Genomic DNA, 23,363 nt, shown 5'->3' with positions numbered 1-23,363 from the left:
TTTATGGCGCCGGCCAGGCGTCAAATACCTGTTACGTCAGGAATCCCTGTAGATCACCGTGCGCAACAAGAACATCGGATTACCCACCACATAGCGACTGAATAATCGCTTCGGCTCACCTATTAGCCTGAACACCCACTCACAACCGAGACGACGCGCCCATTGCGGAGCACGAGTCACTTTGCCGCCGAGAAAATCGAGAATTGCCCCTCCGCACACAACCAGACATGGCACGCCGCTGACGGCTAACCTGGCAGCAACGGCTTCTTGCTTGGGCATGCCCATCCCCAGCACCACCAACTCTGGCTGCAACTGCCGGGCAAGGTTGAGGTAGACATCCACCTCAGCAAAACCATGGTGAGCAGAGACGATATTTACCGCAAATAGCGCTTCGCTACGCTGCACCGCATTGGCTAGAAAGGGCTCTTCAGTACCCCAAAAAGCCACGCGCCGGCCCTTGAACGCTGTCAGTAATTTGGGGATAAAATCTGTGCCATTCATATTTAGCCCCGGCTCTAAGCCGAGTCGACGAAACAGGATGGCCATGCCGGAGCCATCCCGTAATAACACGTCAGCCGCCGACAGCGCGTTATGGTAATCAGTGTTGCCCGCCACCAGGTTCATGGCATGGGCATTGACGAATCCAAGCACCGTCGTCGACTCGGTCCTGGATAAAGCATCAATCAATCCTTGTTCATCACCCACATCACTGACCACCCTCAGTTTCTGGATAATCGTTTGCCAGTTGTGCAACCAAGGTAAAGCGCGCATCAGGTGTCATCTCGCTTCGAACGCACCCATTCAACCTGGCGCTTAAGCAAAAACCTGAGATACAGGGGGATCTTCTTCAGCGCGTAGAACGGCGCATACAACAAGGCTGAAAAAGAAATAATCCCGCGACCAAATTGGCTCCATGCCAGCAAGATAGTCACACCCAATATTGCCACGCCGGAAGAAGCTATCAATGCTGGCGCCAAAGCTCCGGACAGCATAAATACCAACCATGACAGACCCAATGCCGCCCCCAAGGCCAACGTCAATAAGGCCAACGGAGGGACCAGCAAATCCAGCGTCATAGCCAGCAGTCGCCAGTTACCCTGGCCAATCGACTCCACCAACAACTTTGGCGTATCCCCAAGGATTACCCCTAGATGACCATGTTCCCAGCGCGTACGCTGGGTAGTTAAGCCTTCATCGCTGCGCGGAAAATAACTGGTCACCAGAGCATCGGGGCAAAACAAAGGCGGCTTGCCGCTTCGGCATAAATCCAGGCCCATCTTCAAATCTTCAACGATGTGGCCACTGGCCAAATTGATCAACGTCATATCCCGCCAGACGAAAGCCATTCCCGTGCCCATTAACTGACAGGGCAAACCAAGCCGGGTCCAACCCTGCGGCCGTACCCGATTCTTCACACACCAGGCAAACTCGGCAAGCCGCACTTTTAGCCCGGAACCTGCTGGAGCACGCATTAAATTAAGGGCTTGCGCTGGCCGCCCTGAGTCGATGCAACAGATTGCCAAACGCTCAATAGAACCCTCAGCCACCTGGCAATCCGCATCGACAACAATCATGACGTCCGGCGCATCGCTCGCCAAATGACGCACCCCACAGTCCAGCGCATAACCCTTGCCACGCTGCTGATCATTGCTGCGCTCCACCACCTCGGAGCCCGCCGTGCGGGCCAGCGCGGCCGTGTCGTCAGAACAGTTATCCGCCACCACCAATAGGCGATCACCCAAAAGCAACTGCGGCCGAATGCTATTTAACGTCGCGACGATGATCGAGGATTCATTGTGTGCCGGTATCAACACCGCCACCCGCGGTCGCGATCCTTGCGCCGACGAGCGCGACCGTGCAGGCAGGCAGGCCATCAGCACCTGCACAAACAGCACCAACACCGGCAGGAGGATGAGTATCAGCAGTGAGCTGAACAGCCAACTAAGTAATGTGATCATGCTTGCGCCCTAAACAAATTAGCCAACTTGGCCGCTTCGATATCGATGTCGTGTCGCTCCAGCACTCTCTGATAAGCCGCATCGCCCATCCGCTGCAACACCTCGACAGGTTGCGCGAGGCAGTCCGCCAGCGCAGCCGCCAACTCATCCACAGCTCCAGCGGGAAATAACCAACCGTTCTCACCCTGTCGCACCAACTCGGGAATGCCCGCCACATAGCTCGTCAGTACGGGTCGGCGCAACGCCATGGCTTCCATGATGACCACCGGCAACCCCTCGGCGAAGCTCGGCAACACCAAGGCCCGCGCCGCAAGAATCTCCGCCCGCACCTGATCGCTGCTGATCCAGCCGGTAATTCGCACCCGCGCCTGCAAGCCATGCCGTGCAATCAGGGTTTCGATTTCCGCGCGCATTTCTCCATCGCCGGCCAGTACTATTTCGAACTCCACGTCTTGAGCTGCCAGGATGCGGGCGGCTTCAAGCAGCAAAAGCTGACCCTTCTGCTCACACAAACGACCTACACAAACCAACCGCGGCGTGGATGGCACGGCAACGGCCGGCACATCGTGAAACGCGCGCTCCAGGCCACAATGCACCACCTTTACCCTTGCCCAGTGGGCATGAGCCACCCAGCGAAACAGCTGGCTGCGCCCATAAGAACTGATAGCAGCGACAAAGGCCGCGCGCCGAACTTTCTCGCCCAAATGAATAAACTGAGGTTTGTCGAACTCTTCCGGCCCGTGCACGGTAAAACTGTACGCCGGCCCACCGAGTACATTGGCCAGCATCACCACCTCGGTTGAGTTGGTGCCGAAATGCGCATGCACATGCTCGGCACCGAACGCCTGCAACCACATCAGCACGCAACACGCCTCGGACAAATACACCAAATGATAGGGCCAGGGGCGATCGGCACGCCGGCCCATGCGTAGCGCCAGCCACAGCGCCGAAAAAAAGCGTCGCGGCTGGGCGCGCAGTACCTGAAGCACAGGCACTAACAGCTCTTTGACTCCGCCCTGCAGCACATACTGGGTTTTATCGCGTTCGGACACGTCCTCGGCATCCACCAATTCGGCATCCCAGCCACGCAAAGCAATGCGCTGCACGACAAACCCCTGACGTTCCAACGCCAAAATCTCGCGACGAATGAAGCTATGGCTGACTTTGGGGTATTGATTGATGAAATAAGCGATACGCATAGGAACCAGACTTAGTTGTCGTTGCGGTGGATTATTACTGCAAGTAATCCCACAGTAGTACAGGTATCAGGAACGTCAACTAGCCACACGGCTGCAGCTATAACTACCTATCAACACGCTGTCTATCTTTTTAAAGGTGTCATCCAGCAGCTCATAGCGCCTGCGGTACATGGCACGTTTTTTTGAAGCAATACTGTCGAGCGGCTTCCTGGACAGAATCATGGGAATCTCAAAAAAATCTTCGCGCTCTGATGGAGTCGCTCCATGTTCTAACCAGATCACATCATAATTTGCCGCCAGTTCTAGAGCTTTGTGAGCGCCAAAATACGGATGACGGTGGTGGCGATACCCATCCCCTACCGCATAAATTTTTTCAACACCGATATTGATGGCAATGTATTTAATAACTTCGATCAGAAAGCTTCTTGGCCGAAGGCCTTCAAAGTCTTTTGTCAGGTCCCTGTAGATACTCAACGACAGTTCACTCTCGACGCCTTTATGTATCCCTTGAACGGCGCCGATAAAAATACATAACTCAGTGTCCGTGCGACACAAGGTGAATGCTATTGATGCAATGCGCAGGTCACCCTGAAACAAGTTCAGCACCAGCTCCCCTTCACGCATAAACCATATCGGACGGTCCAGCACCAGGGAACAGCCAGCCGCAAACTCCGACAAATCACTCAGCGTCAAACTGTCACTTCGCCCCAACAGCAATAGCTGCGGACAGCTTTTGGTAACCACTTCGTAATGCGAGGCCAACACACTAAGTTTATTCTTGGGGCTCCAGCTTCTACTGATGTATGGCCAATGAACAACGCCCACACAATCCCCGCCTAACCTCTCAACACCGGACTTACCCAGGGCGTTCGACATCCGCCCGCAAAACAACTTTAGTTCGGACCAGTTTTTTGCAACTAAAACCAGCATTTTAAATTTATTATTCAATGCGCTTAAAGAATACCCGGCATGTAAAAAAAACACGCTCTTTAATATCACCCAATTATTCATATCAGTCTCACTTGTATTCGATCAACGCTGTCTTGCCGGCGCCGAATCTGTTCAGTAGAAACTTGACTTGCCCGAGCATCTCGGGAAATTTCCCCAGCACGAGAAAGAAAGCCCGCAGCCAGTTTTCGCGCGTGGATCTATCGCCCCCGCGGGCGAGGCGCACGACTTGCAATGGATAGATCAGCAGCAGAAGCAGCCCAAACCATCCCAACACCAAACTCGCGAAAACAGTCGCCAGCGGGACACCCAATCCCCAGAACCAGGCACGGCGCGACTCACGCAACCAATGTTGCTCCGGTGCGGCCCCATGTAAAAATGCGCCCTCGGCAAAGGCATATCCACCGCGCAGGGTACGCTGCCACCATTGGCCGAACCGGGTCATGGTTGCATCGTGCAAGGTCATTTCCTCGCCCAGACGCCAGACCTTCCAACCCTTCCCACGCAGACGTACACACAATTCAGGCTCTTCCCCGGCAATAAGACCCGGTCGAAACCCGGACGCTTCGGCAAAGGCGTCAGCCCGCATCAGCGCATCGCCACCACATGCCTTGGCCTCACCTACCGGCGTATCCCATTCGAAATCACACAGTAAGTTGTAAACCGAGTGCTGCGGAAAACGTTCACGGCGCCGTCCACAGACCACCGCGACGTCAGGATGTGTATCAAGAAAAGCCTGCGCCCGGGACAGCCAACCGCCGACAACCTCACAATCACCGTCGACGAACTGCACATAACGCATCGCTAGCAATAAGCGTTGTATGCAGGCAAATCCTTCATTGCGCGCACGCGCAGCCGTAAAGGGAATCGCCATGTCCAACTCGACCACCTCGACCCCAAGCCTCAGTGCCATCTCCACTGAACCGTCCGTTGATCCAGAGTCGACATAAACAACCTTCTCCGCCGAACCCACGAGAGAAATCAGACAACGCTCAAGCCGTAGGCCTTCGTTGCGACCGATAACAACGACACCCATACCCATAGCCATGGCGTTCACTCAGCGACGCAATTGAAGTAATCCATCGGGTGGTTCATGAGAATTCCCTCGATTCTGCGTACTTCCTTTTCTTGATAGTCGCAGGCACGCCCACTGCCACCGAGTCGTCCGGTACATCGGTCAGCACCACGGCATTGGCTCCAATCACGACATTGTTACCAATGCGGATATTGCCCAGTACCTTGGCCCCTGCACCGATATCAACATTGTTACCCATCACCGGAGCAATCGGCTCACTCACATTCTTGAGGCCCACGACGACGCCATTGCGAATACGGCAATCATCGCCGAACTGCGCATAGCCACTGATCACGATTCCGCCGAAATGATCGATGACGAAGTTGCGCCCGACCACAACCTCACACGGCAGCTCGATACCCGTGACGATCTGCACCAGCTTGAAGAGCACCTTGTATACAAAGGAGAACAACTTGCGTAACAGTGCCGGTCGCACACCGTAACGCCAGCGCCCAAAGCGATAAACCACCATCACCCAAAACCCCTGAGCCCCCCAATCTCCGGCGTATGCACGCAAGTCCGCACGTATGTTTTCGAACATAAATGGCTCTACCGTGTTGGTTGGCTAGCGAATTTGGTATCACGCAGCAGCGCCCAGGTCACACGAGTATGCTGCCAACACGCCCCTAAAGCGGCCCGGCCGCGGCCTTTCAATAGCGCCTTGAGCGCCAGAATCAAATCACCCAGACTCACCAGTAGCATATGTGAGGCTAAACCAGGCAGACCGTGGTGCTTGCGGAAGTACAAAAGCTCACTTTCGATTTGTAACGTGGGTAGTTGGCGACTAATCGCATTGAGTTTGTCAACAGACTTGGCACTTTCACCGCCGATATGCACCACCGTGGTGTGCGGGTAGTAAACGACCTTCCAGCCTGCCTGTTTAACGCGTTTGCAGTGATCTATCTCCTCGAAATAAAGGAAGTAGCGCGGATCGAACAAGCCAATCTGGTCGATGACTTCACGGCGGATCAGGTAATAGCACCCGGGCACCCAGTCGCACTCACGCACCGAAGCATGATCCCAGGCCATGTCGTCGACTCTTTTCACCACAGGGAAAAAGCGTTCAAGCCCTGTATGCGAAAGGAAGACATTCAACGGCGTTGGAAAATAGCGACAGGAGGGCTGTAAATCTCCCTCTCGTCCAACCAACCGAACGCCGAGGACACCGCAATCAGGATGAGTCTCCATGTAGTCGAGAGTCTTGCTCAGCGTATCCGCAGCAACAAAGGCATCGGTATTGAGGAGCAACGCATACTTGCCCTGTAGGTGTTCAACCAATTGATTATTGGCACGCCCAAAGCCAACATTATTTTCATTGGCGAGTTGCAATGCCTCTGGACAAATAGTTGCCAGACACTCCAGCGAATTATCGACAGAGGCATTATCCACCACCAAATAGCGCGTGCGATCCACACTATTTGACTGGCGTAACGCATTAAACATCGGTTGCAACAACTCCGCTGTATTGTAATTAACTACCAACACGTCAAGGGGAGCGCTAACCATTGGGTTGCTCGCCAAAAAAGTGTTGCGTTCTCATTGCTATAAGCTTCGGTTCAAGTTCCGGGTCGTATACACCACTGCGCTGCCTGATAAGTTCAATCCACGGATAAGTGGCGCTACGCTCTTCGACTTTCGCCAACACTTCATCCAAGGTACAGATTACCTTGGCTGGATTACCCCCAACCACTACCCCAGGCGGAACATCCTTTATGACTACAGCACCGGCTGCGACAATCGAATTCGGGCCAATAGTCACACGCGGCATGATGATAGAGCCATAGCCGATAAAACAATTATCAAGTATGTCGATAGCGCCGACAGAGTCAAGTTTTTTACCATAGCGCACCTCGAGCATGCCAACTACTCCATCGTGGCCGAATAGCGTGCAACAAGATAAACCTACATTATTTCCAAGTCGTACTAGCGAAGGGTCAGTTATATTGGCAGCAGGATTGATCCATACGCCTTTACCGATGGAGTGCAGCCCTCCCCACCGAACCATATGTTTAGCCCAATCATACCCGTTCGGTTTACAGAATTTTTTATAGAGCGAGGTCCCATGCCCCGTTGTTTTTGCAATATAAGCAATAGTACGTTTCAGTAGACCAATCATCCTGTCAGCCTCAATAATTCAGCGATAGACATCTGTGCCAGAGTTAGATACACCCTGATTCTTCATTACCACCACCCTAAGCGTAGACACCTCCCTAAAATTCAACATTAAAAAACCCACAAATTCTCCCGCTCAGGAATACCTCCCCACCCCGGGCCCCATCTGATGGTTAAGATGATCCGCCAGCCTTAGAACAATTTGCAAAAGAGGCATCGTGGGGTTACAGGCACCGCCTGTAGCGAAAACACTGCTGCCCGCAACGTAAAGATTCTCGACACCGAACACTTTGCAGTTCTCGTCGACAACGCCAAACTCAGGCGAAGTCGCCATGCGTGTGGTCCCCATATGATGAGCATGGGGATTGACCGTCAGTGGTAAATCGACGTCATAAACGAATTCTTCCAACTTGACAAAGCCCAACCCTGTGTCGGCAAAACACTTTGCCACTTCGAGCCCTATGGACTTGACGGTATTTCTGTCTGCCGGGGTCAGTTCCCAATGAACATTTGCCTTCCTCATCCCTAACGCATCTCGCTCGTCGAGCAATGAGATTCGGCTATCAGGGTTGGGAAACTGCTCGATCAGCGTGCCGAGCACCCCATCTCCAGGGCAATCGAACTTGGCAATAAATTCAACCTTGCTCTCCGCACCCACTTCGCAAACGAGGTTCTCGAAAAAGCTCTTGATGGCAGCCATTCGCCCATAGGATTTCACTTCAGCTACAAGCGTGGCCGTCACATTCCCTTTACCTGACTTGTGCTCCATCACGAATGCATCGGTCGTGAAGTACTCCTTCCGAGCATCTGTACCCTGCCCGTCGTTCAGGATGAAGGTTCCCATTTCGACGTTCAGGTGCTCCATGAAGCATCTACCGACGAAACCGTCCTTGCTTACGATACCGCCAGCTGCCAGGGACTCACTGTTGAGCAGGTGCCTGGCATTCTCGATCGCGCCTGTCGCCAGAATGAATTGATTTGCCGTGACTCGCTCTCGATGCAACTGGTAGTCCGAGACGACTATCGTCGCTATGCGGCCGGTTTTGCTGTCAAATTCAAGATCGACGCAGTTGCAATGGATGAAGACATCAAGCCCTTCGGTCTCATTAAGTTCCTTGGCATATTTTTGTGCAAATCGCGTCGGCGGGCTGAGCAAGAAACGATCAGCTTCAAAGTCGGCGTCGTCCAAAGAAGCGTTGATAGCCTTGAATCCAGAGTGCGGCGGCAGATCTACAATAGCCATAGCCGCTGGCAAATTACGCTCCATCTCGGAAAACGCGATGGGCCAACCGGGTAAGCCCACCGGAGGGCCCACGGTAAAGTCGGACTGCTCAAAGGGACGGCATCGCCCGGCCCAGTGATTGGAGGTCCCGCCAAGAAAGCGCAGGCGTGTTTCATGAGCGTAGACGTCGAGGCCTGACGATGAGACCGTGTAGAGGCTCTGCGAAGCCGGCGAATACTCGTGCCCGCCGCCCTCGACAAGCACCACACGCCGACCATTACCGGCTAAACGCAAGGCCAGCGTAATGCCGGCTGGCCCCCCACCTATGATGCAGACGTCATAGTGGTCGCGGAGTTCTTTCTGCGATTGGTAGTCTTTGATCATGCTTGTGTTTGCCGAAAATGCCGGGCAGGCAGCACCCATCCGTTGATGACAACAAACTCGGATTTAGCAGCAGAAGGCCGGGCAACGGCTTCGGAAAATCCGAACATGAGCCCTCCAAGACTCAATAGAGCAGAAGCCTGGAGGAAGCTTCTGCGCCCCATCACAGAGGTATTCAAATCAGTTTCTCTCATGATTCAAAGCTCCACGACACCGAGATTACGTCGAAAATTTCAACTACACATCAAGGCCACATTTTGGCGACGGCCATCAATACCTCAATGGCGACGCTGTGCCACAGCTTTGGAAACATCAAGAGAAATAGATCAGATCAAAGCCATTTAACAAGATCCGTCAATAATTCCCCACACAAAGCCCCCACCGCCAGCATTGGCAGCACCACCAGTTCACGCTTGAGACTGAACAGCCCCAGACGACAATTGACATAAAAAACCAGGATAAGCGTAGGAAACGTATACAGGGCAGCGCCCCAAATCGCATATTTGACCCCGCCAATCGCCAGCAGCAGAGGCAGCAGCACCCACAACGAGACCACGCGAATGATGTTATCCATGGCCTGGTATTTTGTGTGCCCCAAGGCAATCCAGACCTGATTCGCCAGCATGTAGCGCATTGTGAAAAAAGAGAGTGAAAGAATGGCCATCATGTTGCCGGCCTGGGCGTAACGCTCATCGTACAAGATGCTGATGAGCAGTGGACTGCCAGTCCAAAACAGTCCACACAAAAACAGACAGGCAAGATCGAGCATCAATTTCAAGCGGTAGTACAAAGCGTGGAGACGTACAGTGTCCTTAGTTCTTGTGGCCTCACTGAAGGCCGGCAAGGCCACGGCCCCGACTATCTTTTGCAACGCAAGCTGAACAGCTCCCAAAATCAGCACGGCAATGGAGTAAACGCCCAGTTCGCCGGCCGTCATGCTGCCGCCGAACCAGACACGATCACCGTACATGGCCAATACGCCCACTGCCGACGACAAGAGTATCCAACGGCCGAAGCCGACTAATTCATCGAGCGCAGAACGCTCCCACTGTAGACGGTTAGAAGGGCCCTCAAACCAGAAATGCCCCAGCAGCGTGTTGACCATCGATTGAACCAGACCTGCAATCACCAGCGACCAGATGGACCTGGTGAAGTAACCGATGCCCAGCATGACCAACAGCCCGACGACCTGAGACGCAAACTCGGTGAGTACTACTTTCTTTTGCTGGAAAGCGCGCACTGCCAGGTCGATTTTCGTCGACTGAAAACCAACGATGATTGCCGAGAAACCGGTCACGGCCAACACCAGCGGCAACTCGGGTGCGGCGTAGGTGGAATTGGTCGACCACAGATTGCGGGTCTGTGCATACCAGGCGAGGGCCGCGAGGAGAAGTGTCGAAGCAAAAAGGATAAAGCCGCGCACGATCTGCACGGTCCAGATGGTATTGAGAAACACGGGATCGTCGCCACGCGGGCTCTGGATGATGTTCTGGCGCAAGCCGACATCGGAAAGCATGTGCAGAACCAGCGAAACGGTGATGGCGATCATCATGATGCCGAACATCTCCGGCATCAGCAGACGGGCCATTATCAGGTTGCCCCCCAAACGAAAGGCTTGGGACGTCACCAGTGCCCCCAGATTCCATGCCCCAGCAGAGATCGCTCGCTTACGAAGGCCCAACGATGGCGACAAATCAACTAACGACATAACATCATCCCCGGACTCAATGGCTCAAAAGGAACTATAGTCGCGTTTAGCCATTCCACTAGCCGTCGCTCATCAATAAGTCCAATCATCCATGCCTGAGCACTTTCGCGCGTTAATCGTCATTCTGGTCCTTGCTGGTATCGTTTTTGCCATGGCACGTCGACCAGCAGCAGACCTGATTCCCGACCGTAATTTCACTCGTCGGCGCAATCTGTGGTTCGTATTGACGCTACTGGCATTTGTTTCGCACAGTTTCTGGGTGTACGCAGGCATTACCGCGATCGTTTTGACCTTCGCACGAAATCGCGAACGCAATCCCGTGGCTTTGTTTTTCCTGCTGCTGTTTCTCATCCCGCCGTCCCCGGCGGAGATTCCCGGCTTCGGCCTGATCAACTATTTTTTTGTCCTGAACCATATTCGTCTGCTGGCACTGTGTGTGTTGCTTCCGACTTTTTTGGCTCTGCGCAAGCGCGCAGACACGGTCCCTTTCGGGCGCACCTGGCCTGACAAACTGTTAGCCGCCTACCTCCTGCTGACGAGTCTGCTTTTCCTGCGCGAAACCACCGTCACCGACACCTTGCGCCAAATGCTCTACCTGTTCCTCGAAGTTTTTTTACCTTACTACGTTGCCAGCCGGGCGCTGAAGAACCTCAGCGACTTCAAGGACGCTCTGTTCGGCTTTGTACTCGCTGCCATGGTGCTGTCGCTTATAGGTCTCTTCGAATTTTCCAAGCACTGGCAGCTGTACAGCGCGGTTGTCAACGCCATGGGCATGCAATGGGATCCCGGCTACTTGAGCCGTGGTGGCTCATTACGCGCCAGCGCCACTACCGGCCAGGCCATCGCGCTGGGCTTCGTCATCAGCGTGGCCATCGGCTTTTACCTGTACTTGCAGGAGGATGTACGTAGCAAATTGCAGCGCAGCCTCGGCGCACTGTTGCTCGCCGGTGGTCTGTTCGCACCGCTGTCGCGTGGCCCCTGGATCGGTGCAGCCGTCATCATCGTCGTGTTCATCGGCACCGGTCGTAAAGCGATCAAACGCCTGATGCTGCTGGCCGCCGCCGGGGTGCTCGCCCTCCCCTTGCTGGCCATCGTACCGGGCGGGCAAAAAGTGCTTGATCTGCTACCGTTTATCGGCACGGTGGAAGTGGAAAATATCACCTACCGGCAGCGCTTGATTGATAACGCCATGATCGTTATCCAGCGCAACCCTTGGCTGGGTTCTTTCAATTTCCGCAGCACACCGGAAATGCAGTCCATGATTCAGGGCCAGGGGATCATCGATATCGTGAACACCTATATCGGCATAGCGCTGTCGTTCGGTTTGATTGGTTTGACGCTTTTCGTGGTTTTTTTCGCCAGTGTTCTGCAGGGCATCCGCAAGGGGATGCGTTCGTTCCCCAACGAAGACGATGAGGCACGCCGACTCGGACGTGCACTTCTGGCGACACTGGCCGGGATCCTGATCACCATCGTTACCGTTAGCAGTATCACGGTGATCCCCGTGGTGTATTGGTCGGTGGCTGGACTGGGCGTCGCCTACGCTCAGATGGCACGCAGGCTCAAGCAGACCTCGACGGTCGTCACGGCGAGCGCCCACCTCCAACTCAGGTAGAACCCATGGTCCAGTTGTTTCGTCGCCCCCAGATACTGTTCCTGCTGTTTTTTGCTATTTGGCCGTTTCGTACCTGGGCGTCGGACTGGGTCGTCAGTGTGGATGAGCGCAATGGCCTGCCAATGCTGGAGCGTGGTGGCAGTCCGGTAGTTGCTACGACATTCTCGTTCTTTGGGCGCAACTGGGACTGGACGTATTTGCAGACCGAATTCAAGGTAAATACCCCTTATCGATACTCCCTTGCAGGTAAAAACAAAGCGCTGGATTTCGACTTGACTGCGCAGATTCAGAAGCAAGACGAGCAAAAGCTGACCTGGAACTTTGCCCTGGATGCACACAGCGGGAAGTCTGGCGTTTCAGGTGGTGGCATCGTCTTCGAATTCGACCCCGCTCTTTTTGCTGGAGAAATGGGCGAGCCCACTTTGCTACCCGACAACCGCGGCTGGACCTGGGGCAATGCACAAGGTCGACGCATCGAAATGCGCTTCGAGCCCGCACTGGCGAGTGTGTACTTAGAACCGGGCAGTAAATCCGAGGTGCGTGCTTTTTTCTACAAGAACACGATCAAACCTGGCCGCCAGGATTTCACAGCCACCTTGAGCGTTTCTGGCGATGTGGCGCTCGGCCCAACCACTACCGAGCGCTTCGGGTTGACGGACCCAAAGAGTTGGCCGACTGACAAGCTCGACTGGAAAACCTCGCCGGTCGACCTGTCCTTTCTCAACGCTCAGGAAAAACCTGCGGGCAAGCGCGGCTTCGTCAAAGCCTCCGGTGAGCAATTACTATTTGCGGACAACACTGCGGCGCGATTCTGGGGCACCAACCTTTCGGCCTACACGCTATTCAACACGTCAGACGATGCAATCAAGCTGCAGGCCAAACGCCTGTCGGCACTGGGCTTCAATCTTGTACGACTGCACCACCATGACTCGCCATGGGTCTTCCCGAACATCTTTGGCGACGGTAGGGTCACGCGCAGCACCACCCAGCAACTGAGCCCGGAATCGCTGAAAAAAATCGACTGGTGGATCAAGTGCCTGAAAGACGAAGGCATTTATGTGTGGCTCGATATGCACGTCCAGCGAGTCTTTACTGAAAACGACAACATTTATGGCTTCGATGAATTGCCAAAAGAAGAACAGAATTTTACCTATCTCAAGGGCTATTCCTATGTGAATCTCACCATTCAGAAAGCCATGAAGCGCTTTACCGAAGCCTACATGACCCATGTAAACAGCTATACCGGTCTCGCCTACAAAGACGACCCGGCGATCGCCGCCGTACTGATTACCAACGAAAACGACGTCACCAACCACTTTGGCAACGCCCTGTTGCCAGACAAGAACGTACCAAAGCACAACAAAATCTACATGGCCGAGGCCGAGGCCTTTGCCAAACAGCACAATCTATCTGCAAACCAGACCTGGCGCTCCTGGGAGCCAGGCCCCTCCAAGCTGTTCCTTAACGATCTGGAGCGACGTTTCAACGTCGACATGATTCAACACCTGCGTGGAATAGGCGTGAAGGTCCCCATCGCCACGACCAGTAGCTGGGGCCGCAATGGTCTGAACTCCCTGCCGGCTCTTACTGCCGGCGACGTAATAGATGTCCATAGCTACGGGGGCTCGGGACAGATTGAGAAAAACCCGCTCTACAGCGACGGCATAGTGAATTGGATTGCCGCCGGTCAGGTCATCGGCAAACCCTTGACCGTCACCGAGTGGAACAATGAGCCCTTCCCGACACCAGACCGTCACTCGCTGCCACTCTATATCGCCGGCACCGCCAGACACCAAGGCTGGGATGCACTGATGCAATATGCCTACAGCCAGGAGCCACTGGGGGGCGAAGGGATGAGTGCCAATAACTGGCACGCCTATAACGACCCTGCAATGCTGGCCACCCTGCCCGCCGCCGCCTTGCTTTATCGCCGTGCAGACGTTCGCGAAGCAACAACGACCTACGTCTTCGCGCCGACGCCAGGCACCCTGTTCAACCAAATGATCACACCGGCCAACTCTGCTCTCCTGCGCACAGCTATGGAGAAAGGCAAGCTGGAAATCGCGATGCCACAGACGCCGGAATTACCTTGGTTGCAACAGAGCGTTATCCCAAGCAATGCACAGGAATTTCATGACCCTGACCAGTCGCTGCTGGACGCCAATGCCAGCGAGTCCACGACAGACACGGGTGAGCTAAAGCGCAACTGGAAACAAGGCATCTACACCATCAATACGCCGCGTACCCAGGCCGCTACCGGCTGGATCGGCGGCGAGTCGATCAGCCTTGCCAACATTAAGGTTCAAGTGAAGACCGCCAACGCCAGTGTGGTGGTGCAAAGTCTGGACGACGCGCCTTTGGGCCGATCGCAGGACTTACTGATTTCGTTAGGCACCCGTGCCATCCCCCAGGACGGCGACAAAATACCCTTTTACGTTGAGCCCCTCGAGGGCACGCTAACCATCCAGGCGCCGCAAGGCTTGACACTGTTCACCCACGGCATTCTGAGGCAAATGAAGAAGCTGCCCGCGACCTACCTTGATGGCCGCTATACAATCAAGTTCGACGGCTTGCAGGCGTCGAACTGGTTGTTTTTGAAAAAAGACGTCACGCAAGCACAACCTTAGGCGATGCGCAGCCGACCTCAACCTGATGGAACAACACCTTGCGGTGTTGTTCCGCGCGGGCTATTTAAAGGGCGTCAAAATCAAACGATGGAACATAGCCTGCGCCGAGCAGATGTGGACATTTCGACGATACAAAATCATCACTTAATAAATCATCCGAACTTTTGTACTTGCTCGTGAAAACCCCTGTGATATTTAAAAGAGTATGTGGCAAGGAGGATATGCTGATTTTCTGACTTTCTCTTTCCTTCAACTTTAAAAGCTTGAGCGATTGCTGGCTTGAAACATTATCGGATGCCCAGATAAATGCGGAAACCGGGAGATCATATTTATTGCCAATTCCATGACCCAAGAGCCCTCGACTGTCATCCATCATGTTTTCACCATGATCCGATGAATAAAACAAGACAGATGGTTTTTTACTTGACTTCAATTGATCAATAATTGTGCTTAATAGCCAGTCCGTATACAAAATACTATTGTCATATTCTGCGGTGATTTTGTCTTTGAAGCTGTTTGTTTCCGGCTTGAACTTATCGAACTGTTCTGGGTATCGACGTGAATACTCAAAATGACTACCCTTGACATGAATGAATATGGCTTTCTTTTCTGTATCGCTTTTATTTAGTATTTTTTCATATTCTGAAATCAATGCTCCATCATAGCTTCTTTCAAAATATTGACGGTACTGTGCCTCTGCAGCTATTTGTGGAATTATTCCGCCAAAACTATCAACCTCCTGTACAGACAACCAATAGGTCATGTACCCGGCTGCGCGATATATACTCACCAATGATTTTGTTGACGCAATGGCGTCCCAATCCGATATAGGCTCAAGGCTCAGCATTGAAGGTACCGCGAACGAGGTATAGGGGGCTGTCGTACAGATCTGATTGAACTTGAAAATCCCCGCCTGCTTACCGAGATTCGGGGTTGTCTCCTTGTTATAGCCGTAGAGGGACCAGTTTTGCGGCCGTGATGACTCACCGATTACAAAAACAATGGTGTCTATATTTGATTGATTCGACAGACTGGTTATTTTTACATCAAATTCCCGACGGCGCTTGATTAGTTCCTCAGTCCCCAAATACAAGTTTGCAGTAAGGGCAACTTGCGACAAATAACCTGCTGGCGTACTTTGATCTTTTGCAAGGAGATCCATGACTGCAGATTTCCCGAAAGAATTAAGCTTGACGGTTTTATAAAAATACGCCCCATACCCCACTAGCAAGGCGCTAACAACCAAAACGAAAATACCTTTGTTTTTATATAATTCGCGCTTATGCAGGCCAATTAATCCAGCCCCATAGCAAAATATGAAAATCACCAAAACGATACTGATGGGTTGCCAATAGGTCGGCAAAAATTCGCTTGCCTCCTGATGGTTTGTCAAGCCAATAAATATATAGGCAGCTGTTAATCTCGCGTTGAAATTCAAAACCAAAAAGAGATCAACAGCTGCTGCCAAATAGAATGGCAGCAGAATGAGGTGAACCTTGAATTGACTGGATGAAATAAATCGAATTGCCAAAAGCCACAACACCGACATGCCAAGGGTGTAAAAGACCAATAAATCAATTTTAGAGTATTGATAGTTTGTTAGCGTTCTAATAATCAACGGTGATAGCAGATATGACCACAATACTAAATTTGGCCATTCTGCTTTAAATATTTTTAATGAGTAATCGATAATTTTGGCAGAGTTTTTCATTTGATAATTATTCTCACAGGTTACCCATATGCCTCCTCAGAGGGTAGCTCCAATTGGAGTGCTCGCTGTATCTTGTTCGAAATATTCTCTCCTTTGGCGCTCCAAACGTAGCGAGTCTCGGCTATTGCCAGCAAGCTTGTAGCGAAAAATCCAACTTGTCCTTTAATCTAATGGTCAGGCGGATCGCTCTGACATTTCAATCGGTGCTTGCACAGCAATAGTGCCCAGGAAATCGGAGATCAGGATGAAATTTTTGGTGGTGGGTGGCGCGGGTTATATCGGCTCGCACATGGTGAAGCAGCTACTGAGTGCAGGTTTCGATCTTGTGGTGGCAGACAATTTCTCGACGGGTTATCGCAGCGCGTTGAGGGGCGGGACATTGGTCGAACTGGACATAGCCGACGAACAGGCGCTGGATGCCCTGTTTGCGGGACACCACTTTGATGCCGTGTTCCACTTCGCCTCCTTTATACAGGTGGGCGAATCCGTCACTGAACCTGCCAAGTATTACCAAAACAACTTGGCCGCCACCTTGACCCTGCTACAGGCCATGGTTCGTGCGGGCGTTAAAAACTTCATTTTTTCCTCGACCGCCGCCGTCTACGGTGACCCGCTGTATGTACCGATCGACGAGGAGCATCCCAAGGCCGCGATCAACCCTTATGGACGCAGCAAGTGGATGGTGGAGCAGATGCTTGAAGATTTCGACCGCGCCTACGGGCTGAAATCGGTCTGCCTACGCTACTTCAACGCCGCCGGAGCAGACCCTGAAGGACAGTTAGGTGAACGCCATGAACCGGAAACCCACCTGCTGCCCTTGATTCTGCAAGCAGCCTCCGGACGGCGCGCATCCATCACCGTCTATGGCCGTGATTACGACACGCCTGACGGCACTTGCATTCGCGACTACGTCCACGTTGTCGATCTCGTTGCAGCTCACGCACTTGCGGTGGATTATCTGCTGGCAGGGGGTGCAACTACGGCGTTTAACCTCGGTAACGGTCAAGGGTTCTCAGTACAGGAAGTGATAGAGACCGCGCGCTATGTGACCGGCCAGGATATCTCTGTCAGCGAAGCGCCACGTCGCGCGGGTGATCCACCACGCCTTGTGGCCGATCCCCGTAGGGCCAACACATTACTTGGCTGGCAACCGCAATTTGGCTCACTTGAACAGATAGTGGCGCACGCCTGGAGCTGGGAGCAGAAGTACCCTTGGCACTGAAAGTCGGCGCTGACGCATAACGCCGAGCGCCTAAGGGTGCCGCTTTAGTAGTAAGAGCGGTTTTCGGGCTCGGCTTTGTTTAACACCGTGCCAATCAGATTGGCGGTCCCAAGATGATGCAGGCATTCCTCGATCTCTTTCTTGCTGTTCAATCCATTGGCGACCACGAGCAGGACGCAGTCGAACTTGGGCAAGATGGTAATAACATCATCCGAACTCAACACCGGCGGCATGTCGGCAATCACGATGCGTGAGTTGTAGCGCTCGCGCAGATCAGCAATCAAATGGCTCACTGCGGGCGATGACAGCACCTCGGTGGAGAGAGGAATCGGCTCACGCGTCGGCAGGACCACAAAGCGCGGCAAGGTCGGATTGACCAGTACTTCTTGCAGTTCAGCTTCACCTGCCAACAATTCATTAAGCGATTTATCCATCGGCAGCCCCAGATACTCACCCACCTTCGGACGACGCAAGTCGAAGTCCACCAGTAACGCCGTCTTGGTGGTGTGATGCGCGATACTCATTGCCAGGTTGATCGCCAACACCGTCTTGCCTGCCTCCGGCGTCGGCGAGGTGATGGCGAGCGTGCGCCAGCCATTTTCTTCCATGATTTTTAGAACTTGTGTACGCAGCAGATCGAAAGCCCCGCCCATATTCGAATTTTTGTTGTAAGCCACAATGCGGTTGCGCTCAAGGTGATCTGGCCGCAAAGGTACAACCTTGGTTTGCACATAACTGAGCGCATTCAGACCTGTGGGCTGCGCGGCCGGTGTCATGGCTTTTGACGAGGCCTGTTGCTCGGCTTTTTCGGTATCAGGCTTGATTATTTCCATGGCTATATTCCTTATGCAAACCGGCCCAGAGCTTTAAACATCAGAAGATCCAGAGGCATGTAGAGGAAGTGCAGGAGCACCAGAAAGATCGCGATCATAACGACGCCACAGACGATCAATCGCATTCGCCACTTCCTGCGGCGTGCCAGTTCAGCCTTGGTGTGAATGTAGGGAATGGAAACCAATACGCGTCTACCCAGCACGCTGGCCAAGGCCGCGGCACCGCGCACACGCTGACTCATCATCTCGAGGAGCATCACCAGTGCGCCAGCACCCACCGGGGCAAGCAGGAAGCCCATGGCAACCACTTTTTTACGGTTCGGCCGTACCGGCTTTTCGGGCATCAGCGGTGACTCCAGAAGAACAAAACGCTCGGCTTTGTTTTCCTGTTCCAGGCTTTCGGAAATTTTCGCACCCATTTCCTTCGTGCGAATCTCCTCATATTTTTTACGAGCGTTATCATGGTCACGCATCACCGTGACCAAGCCGCGCTCGACTTGCGGCGTCTCAAGAATTTGCGCCTCGTATTCGGCTATTTTTCCGAGTATTTGCTGCTTTTGATCGGCCAGCGACTTGATACGTGCTTCTGCTGCGGAGATCCGCGCCTGAGCCTTGGCAATGTCCAGATTGACCGAAGCCGCTGCACCATCAGCACCTTTGCCAGCCTGAAGTGCAGCAATTTTGCGTTTGACGGCACGCACGTCGGGGTGGGCTTGCGTATACAGCGATTGCAACCGGGTGTACTCCGCTTTGAGGCTAGCCAGATCCTGTGGTTTATCAACTGCCGCACCGGGTGCTCCAGGCTTGGTCGCTAGCCCGGCATTCGCGGCGGAAAGCTCCAGCTCATTGAAGCGCAACTCCTCACGGGCAGTTTTGTAGTCACGGTCGACCTCTTTAAGCTCGGTTTCGGCGCGCGACAACATATTCATGCGCAACTCCTGATGCTCTGGCAGCGCGTTGCTGTGTGCCTGCTTGAAGTCCGCCAACCGATTCTCCAAGGCTTCCAGTTCCACCCTGAGCTTGTCCGCCTCCTGCGTCAGGAACTCTGTGGTTTCACTGGCGCGTGCGGTGCGCTGCTTGATGTTTTCATCCAGAAACAGCGTCACCAGCTCGTTGGCAACTTTGTTCGCAATCTCTGGCTGCCTGTGCTCAAAGCCAATACGGAAAGCGATTGTCACCTCTCCACGCCCCTTAACGGCAGCACTGACCAGGGAGACTGTAATCGCATTGCGCATTTCATCGATCTTCTCGGTAACGTTCAGTTGCCGGCTTTGCGAATCAAAAAGATTGTATTTGTTGATGATCCCTTCCAGATGCTCACGGGTCATCACGCGCTGGCGAATGACTTCGATGCGTTCATCGGCAAAGGTATTGTTGTTCGCCGCCACCAAGTCTGGCGAAATCTGCTGGGACTCCACCAGAATCGTGCCGGATGACTCATAGGTAGGCGGGAGAGAGAGCGCGACCGCTACGCACACGCCGAGTATGACCACGAAACTCAGGATCAACAGCAGCGCATGGTGCTTGATGATAGCAATGTAGTCGTTGAACGACATTTCGTATTCAGAGGCCATATTTCTCACACACCTGAATTTCAGAGACCGGGATAACTATAAGTCACCGTCAACCCGACGACGTTTGCAGTGGCATCCGGCAAGCCATCTTGCTGGCGTTGTTTGTATGTGTAGGATAGGCGTGCAATCCAAAAAGGCGAGAGTTCTTGGCTAAACCAGGCACTGTAATTTTGCAGGGTATTAGGCGTCCGGCCTTTGGAGTCTTGCCAGGAGACATCGAAACCGGTGCGTCGGGTCTCGTCGACGGCATAGCTCCATGTCCCCCTCAGGGCATCAACCTCGACGAAACCACCGTCCCCGCTGGCGAGAGTGCTACGACTGGCGTCGATGCTGGTATCAATACGCTCACCGGCATATTGCAACATTAAACCGCCCTGGCCTTTGGGGCCGCTACCTGTGCCGGAGACTTGGTTGAGACCCGCGTAGGCCGTCCCCTTAAGCCGCTCGGAGAGTTGGACATTCAAGCCGACCGTGGGGGTGTAGCTGTTTGAGGAAGCCACCGCAGATCCCTCCTCCGGCTCATAGCGCCTCACGCTCAAACGGGTGAACAGCTCGACCTCCTCACTCCATGCATAGTTCCAGCTGAAGCGGGTCGCCAGCTCGTCATAGTCGGTCAGTGAATCAATATCGTAAGTGACATGAGTGTAGTCAGTCTCGTTAACCAGGGTACTTCGCTCGCTGAGAGCAGTGCTCCAGTTGCCGCCCACCAAATACATCTTTTGCGTGCCATCGGAGGCAACTACGCCGGTTTCCTGAACCACCGTGGAAAGCGTAGAGTTTTCTTCATATCTCGCCGTGAGTCCAAAAGCACCCGTTTCGGTCTCGCGCTGCCACCCTAACCTTAACCTGGGGTCTTCACGGTCCGAAACGATGGACGTATCCGACGAACGCACGATATTTAACCCGAGACCGAACTGGTATTCATCCCGTCCGGAAGTACCCACGAGGCTGTAATCGGGGGCGATGATGGTACGGGTCACCCCCTTCTCACCACTCGTGAGCAGCAGTGGGTTGCTGTCGTACTCGACCGTCGAAGGCACTGCTATTGCTGATTGCCAAGTCGCAGCATAGGCCATGTCCGAACACGACAAAGCCAGGATTGCCGTCGCAACCCCGGTAGTTCGAAATCCAAGCAAAGTAATCCTTAGTGCCTCGCGCAAGGCTAAGGCACGACCAGCGTATCGCCGGCTTTAAGTATAAAATTGGTGGTCATGTCTTTCCCTGACATCAACTCGCTGTAGTCGACGCGCAGGATCTCTTGTTTAGCCCCATTGAGCCGCACAACCTTAATGTCGTCTTTATCGGCGAATTTGTCGAGCCCGCCCGCCATGCTTATTACCTGCAGCACTGACGTTTGACCTGGCATATGCACGGTGCCGGGTTTCAGCACTTTGCCCTGAACGTAGACGAGATTACCTTCGGTGCCTGTGACGACAACGCTCACTTGCGGATCAGGTATGAATTTCTCAAGCTTGGCAGCGATTTTCTCCGCGACAGCGGTGGTATCAAGCCCCTTAACATCGACTTGTCCTGCCAGCGGGAAGGTAATGCTGCCATCGGGAAGTACTTTCACCTCCTGTTTCAGCTTGTCTTCACCCCAAACGGAAACAGAAAGGGAATCTCCCGGACTCAACCGGTAAGCTGCGTCGTTTTCGACGGCACTGGAAATGCTGGGCCAAACGGCCAGCGCGCACAGCACAGGTATCAATGAACGGAACATCGGGATCCCTCCGTCTAAGTAGCCATGCAAGGAGTTTAGAACAAAAAAACCTAGTCAAATCACTCTAGCCTATTTCAAGCCAAAGAAACTACTAAACAGCAATCACTTCGAGCTTCTGGGCGGTCAATTCCGCCAATGCAATACACCCAAAACCGGAACGTTAGTGCAAAAAAAAGAAAAATGCTGTTATTTAACAACAGGTTGGAGCGAGCAAACCACCTCTGATGCATTCCGCGCCAATATTAACTACACCATGCCCGCTTGAGCCGGCTCAACTGCGACACCGTCAGCCCGGCTATGACTACTTTGGTCAGCGCAACTAACTGATATCAACAATTACAAACAAAGCATCATTACAAGACAGACATCATTCGCAAAAACAATACATAAAGCTGTGTGTCTACCCAGCCACCAGAGTGACTGCCTAAACAACCCTTATTGCCAAAAACGTTAACAACCACCTATATCTTCCGTCGGTTGGCGACCACAATAAAACCAAACAACGCGGAAGAAAATAACCATGCTGCCGCAGAAAGCGGTACTGCATTGGGTTGGTTGATATCAGATACCCCCACCAGACTTTTATCCTGGAGAGATGAATCAATCTTGAATTGCTTATTGTCAACCGCCGCCATTAATCCGTCACGCGAAGAAGAATTGACGGATACATCCATGACCGAGTCAGCGTGATGTATGACACTGTTAACTTTCGCAGAATGGGCATCATCGACGTAAATATCGGTGATCAATGAAGGCAAGCCAAGGCCCTTTCCAACAGTAAGCAGTGCGCCACCCGTGTGCTCTTTGAGAGCCGTACAAAGTTGAGGCCCTAACTCCTCGCAAGCGCTGCCTATGCGACTAATTTCATAGGCCAAACTGGTCGCCTGAGCGCTAGCAACGGCTGCACCATTCAGGATCACAGACAACAACACAAATTTAATGACAAGTGTTGAGCGCATAACACCGCCTCCTTGCGTAGGGGGTTATTCTTTTGTCGGTTGAAGAAATCTTTATCGGCTAAAATGAGCGTATGTGCACATCGCCATTGCGTCAATAGCTCGTCACCATAATAAATCTAAATTTCATTTTACGGAGGGTGGCGTCAAAATAACGACATGGTAAGCACGCCAGTTGAGTAAATCTATCCGTATGAAATAGCTTCGCGCTTGGGCATTAGCCCGCAACAGGACGCTCGCCTCCGACCCGGCGCAGCGCCATGCACCGGGCGACGAAACACTGTCGGCAACGTCCTGAAAATATCCGGCGGGCGAGATGTTTTTGGTGCGGGTTCCCGGCATGTCGTAGTCCGCGCCAAACAATGCGCAGCTGACCTTCCAGCGCCGAAGAAGTCTCGGCGCTGCGCCAGGAAACCTGCTCAATCTCCCTGGCACACGCGCCGCGCCGATCAAGGCGATGCGCGCAAAAGGCATCGCGATTGAAGACGGGATGAATGACTGA

At 53.2% G+C, this 23,363-nt stretch carries 20 protein-coding genes and 1 pseudogene; 4 read left to right on the top strand and 17 right to left on the bottom strand.

The genetic code is table 11. The annotated features are described in order from the left end of the window. Positions 1–36 precede the first annotated feature (36 nt). The 11 genes from ACYZT5_RS02265 to ACYZT5_RS02215 form a co-directional block, all read right to left on the bottom strand. Entirely contained in the window at positions 37–771 is a 735-nt protein-coding gene (locus tag ACYZT5_RS02265; RefSeq protein WP_462049600.1) for a WecB/TagA/CpsF family glycosyltransferase, read from the bottom strand. Then, positions 771–1,958: a glycosyltransferase family 2 protein gene (locus tag ACYZT5_RS02260; RefSeq protein WP_462049599.1), complete on the bottom strand. Its 1,188-nt coding sequence runs from the start codon at positions 1,956–1,958 to the stop codon at positions 771–773. Before ACYZT5_RS02260 ends, ACYZT5_RS02265 begins: the two co-directional genes overlap by 1 nt. Further along, positions 1,955–3,157 (bottom strand): glycosyltransferase, encoded by a 1,203-nt coding sequence (locus ACYZT5_RS02255; RefSeq protein WP_462049598.1) that lies wholly within the window; start codon positions 3,155–3,157, stop codon positions 1,955–1,957. Before ACYZT5_RS02255 ends, ACYZT5_RS02260 begins: the two co-directional genes overlap by 4 nt. A gap of 75 nt (positions 3,158–3,232) precedes the next feature. After that, positions 3,233–4,168 (bottom strand): DUF535 family protein, encoded by a 936-nt coding sequence (locus tag ACYZT5_RS02250; RefSeq protein ID WP_462049597.1) that lies wholly within the window; start codon positions 4,166–4,168, stop codon positions 3,233–3,235. A gap of 7 nt (positions 4,169–4,175) precedes the next feature. Further along, positions 4,176–5,153, bottom strand: coding sequence for a glycosyltransferase family 2 protein (locus ACYZT5_RS02245; RefSeq protein WP_462049596.1), 978 nt, complete (start codon positions 5,151–5,153; stop codon positions 4,176–4,178). A gap of 43 nt (positions 5,154–5,196) precedes the next feature. Beyond that, on the bottom strand, positions 5,197–5,721 hold the full coding sequence (locus ACYZT5_RS02240; RefSeq protein ID WP_462049595.1) for a serine O-acetyltransferase: 525 nt from the start codon (positions 5,719–5,721) through the stop codon (positions 5,197–5,199). 8 nt (positions 5,722–5,729) lie between these two features. Then, on the bottom strand, positions 5,730–6,686 hold the full coding sequence (locus ACYZT5_RS02235; protein ID WP_462049594.1) for a glycosyltransferase family 2 protein: 957 nt from the start codon (positions 6,684–6,686) through the stop codon (positions 5,730–5,732). Next, positions 6,679–7,296 carry an acyltransferase gene (locus ACYZT5_RS02230; protein ID WP_462049593.1) on the bottom strand — a complete coding sequence of 206 codons (618 nt, stop codon included), beginning with the start codon at positions 7,294–7,296 and terminating at the stop codon, positions 6,679–6,681. Before ACYZT5_RS02230 ends, ACYZT5_RS02235 begins: the two co-directional genes overlap by 8 nt. A 132-nt stretch (positions 7,297–7,428) precedes the next feature. Further along, positions 7,429–8,898 (bottom strand): FAD-dependent oxidoreductase, encoded by a 1,470-nt coding sequence (locus ACYZT5_RS02225; protein ID WP_462049592.1) that lies wholly within the window; start codon positions 8,896–8,898, stop codon positions 7,429–7,431. Further along, a complete protein-coding gene (locus ACYZT5_RS02220; protein WP_462049591.1) occupies positions 8,895–9,089 on the bottom strand; it encodes a hypothetical protein in 195 nt (64 codons plus the stop codon). The genes ACYZT5_RS02225 and ACYZT5_RS02220 overlap by 4 nt, the downstream gene beginning before the upstream one ends. A gap of 137 nt (positions 9,090–9,226) precedes the next feature. Continuing rightward, positions 9,227–10,603, bottom strand: a complete 1,377-nt coding sequence (locus ACYZT5_RS02215) for an oligosaccharide flippase family protein (protein ID WP_462049590.1) — start codon at positions 10,601–10,603, stop codon at positions 9,227–9,229. A gap of 91 nt (positions 10,604–10,694) precedes the next feature. On the opposite strand from ACYZT5_RS02215, the gene ACYZT5_RS02210 reads away from it, so the two are divergent. Continuing rightward, the gene (locus tag ACYZT5_RS02210; protein WP_462049589.1) at positions 10,695–12,218 is read left to right on the top strand and encodes an O-antigen ligase family protein; all 1,524 of its coding nucleotides are present in this window, start codon (positions 10,695–10,697) and stop codon (positions 12,216–12,218) included. A 5-nt stretch (positions 12,219–12,223) separates the two neighbouring features. Next, a complete protein-coding gene (locus ACYZT5_RS02205) occupies positions 12,224–14,845 on the top strand; it encodes a glycosyl hydrolase family 5 (protein ID WP_462049588.1) in 2,622 nt (873 codons plus the stop codon). A gap of 64 nt (positions 14,846–14,909) precedes the next feature. Here the strand turns inward: ACYZT5_RS02205 and ACYZT5_RS02200 are convergent, their stop codons facing one another. Continuing rightward, positions 14,910–16,556 carry a phosphoethanolamine transferase gene (locus tag ACYZT5_RS02200; RefSeq protein WP_462049587.1) on the bottom strand — a complete coding sequence of 549 codons (1,647 nt, stop codon included), beginning with the start codon at positions 16,554–16,556 and terminating at the stop codon, positions 14,910–14,912. Positions 16,557–16,800: 244 nt separating this feature from the next. Between ACYZT5_RS02200 and galE the strand changes: the two genes are divergently transcribed. Continuing rightward, positions 16,801–17,778 (top strand): UDP-glucose 4-epimerase GalE, encoded by a 978-nt coding sequence (galE, locus tag ACYZT5_RS02195; RefSeq protein WP_462049586.1) that lies wholly within the window; start codon positions 16,801–16,803, stop codon positions 17,776–17,778. 44 nt (positions 17,779–17,822) lie between these two features. Here galE and ACYZT5_RS02190 read toward each other — a convergent pair whose 3' ends face one another. From ACYZT5_RS02190 to ACYZT5_RS02170, 5 genes are all read right to left on the bottom strand, one after another. Beyond that, positions 17,823–18,554 (bottom strand): CpsD/CapB family tyrosine-protein kinase, encoded by a 732-nt coding sequence (locus tag ACYZT5_RS02190; RefSeq protein ID WP_462052170.1) that lies wholly within the window; start codon positions 18,552–18,554, stop codon positions 17,823–17,825. 68 nt (positions 18,555–18,622) lie between these two features. Continuing rightward, on the bottom strand, positions 18,623–20,185 hold the full coding sequence (locus tag ACYZT5_RS02185; RefSeq protein ID WP_462049585.1) for a GumC family protein: 1,563 nt from the start codon (positions 20,183–20,185) through the stop codon (positions 18,623–18,625). A gap of 20 nt (positions 20,186–20,205) precedes the next feature. Beyond that, the gene (locus tag ACYZT5_RS02180) at positions 20,206–21,261 is read right to left on the bottom strand and encodes a hypothetical protein (protein ID WP_462049584.1); all 1,056 of its coding nucleotides are present in this window, start codon (positions 21,259–21,261) and stop codon (positions 20,206–20,208) included. An 86-nt stretch (positions 21,262–21,347) separates the two neighbouring features. After that, on the bottom strand, positions 21,348–21,905 hold the full coding sequence (locus ACYZT5_RS02175) for a polysaccharide biosynthesis/export family protein (RefSeq protein WP_462049583.1): 558 nt from the start codon (positions 21,903–21,905) through the stop codon (positions 21,348–21,350). A gap of 461 nt (positions 21,906–22,366) precedes the next feature. Further along, entirely contained in the window at positions 22,367–22,864 is a 498-nt protein-coding gene (locus tag ACYZT5_RS02170; protein ID WP_462049582.1) for a hypothetical protein, read from the bottom strand. A gap of 279 nt (positions 22,865–23,143) precedes the next feature. Between ACYZT5_RS02170 and ACYZT5_RS02165 the strand changes: the two are divergent. Then, positions 23,144–23,363, top strand: a pseudogene (locus ACYZT5_RS02165) (cytochrome C); the annotation flags it as partial.

This window comes from Pseudomonas sp. LB3P14 (assembly GCF_054898045.1).
Note: the sequence above shows the minus strand (reverse complement) of the source record. Positions and strands in the feature narration are given on the sequence as shown.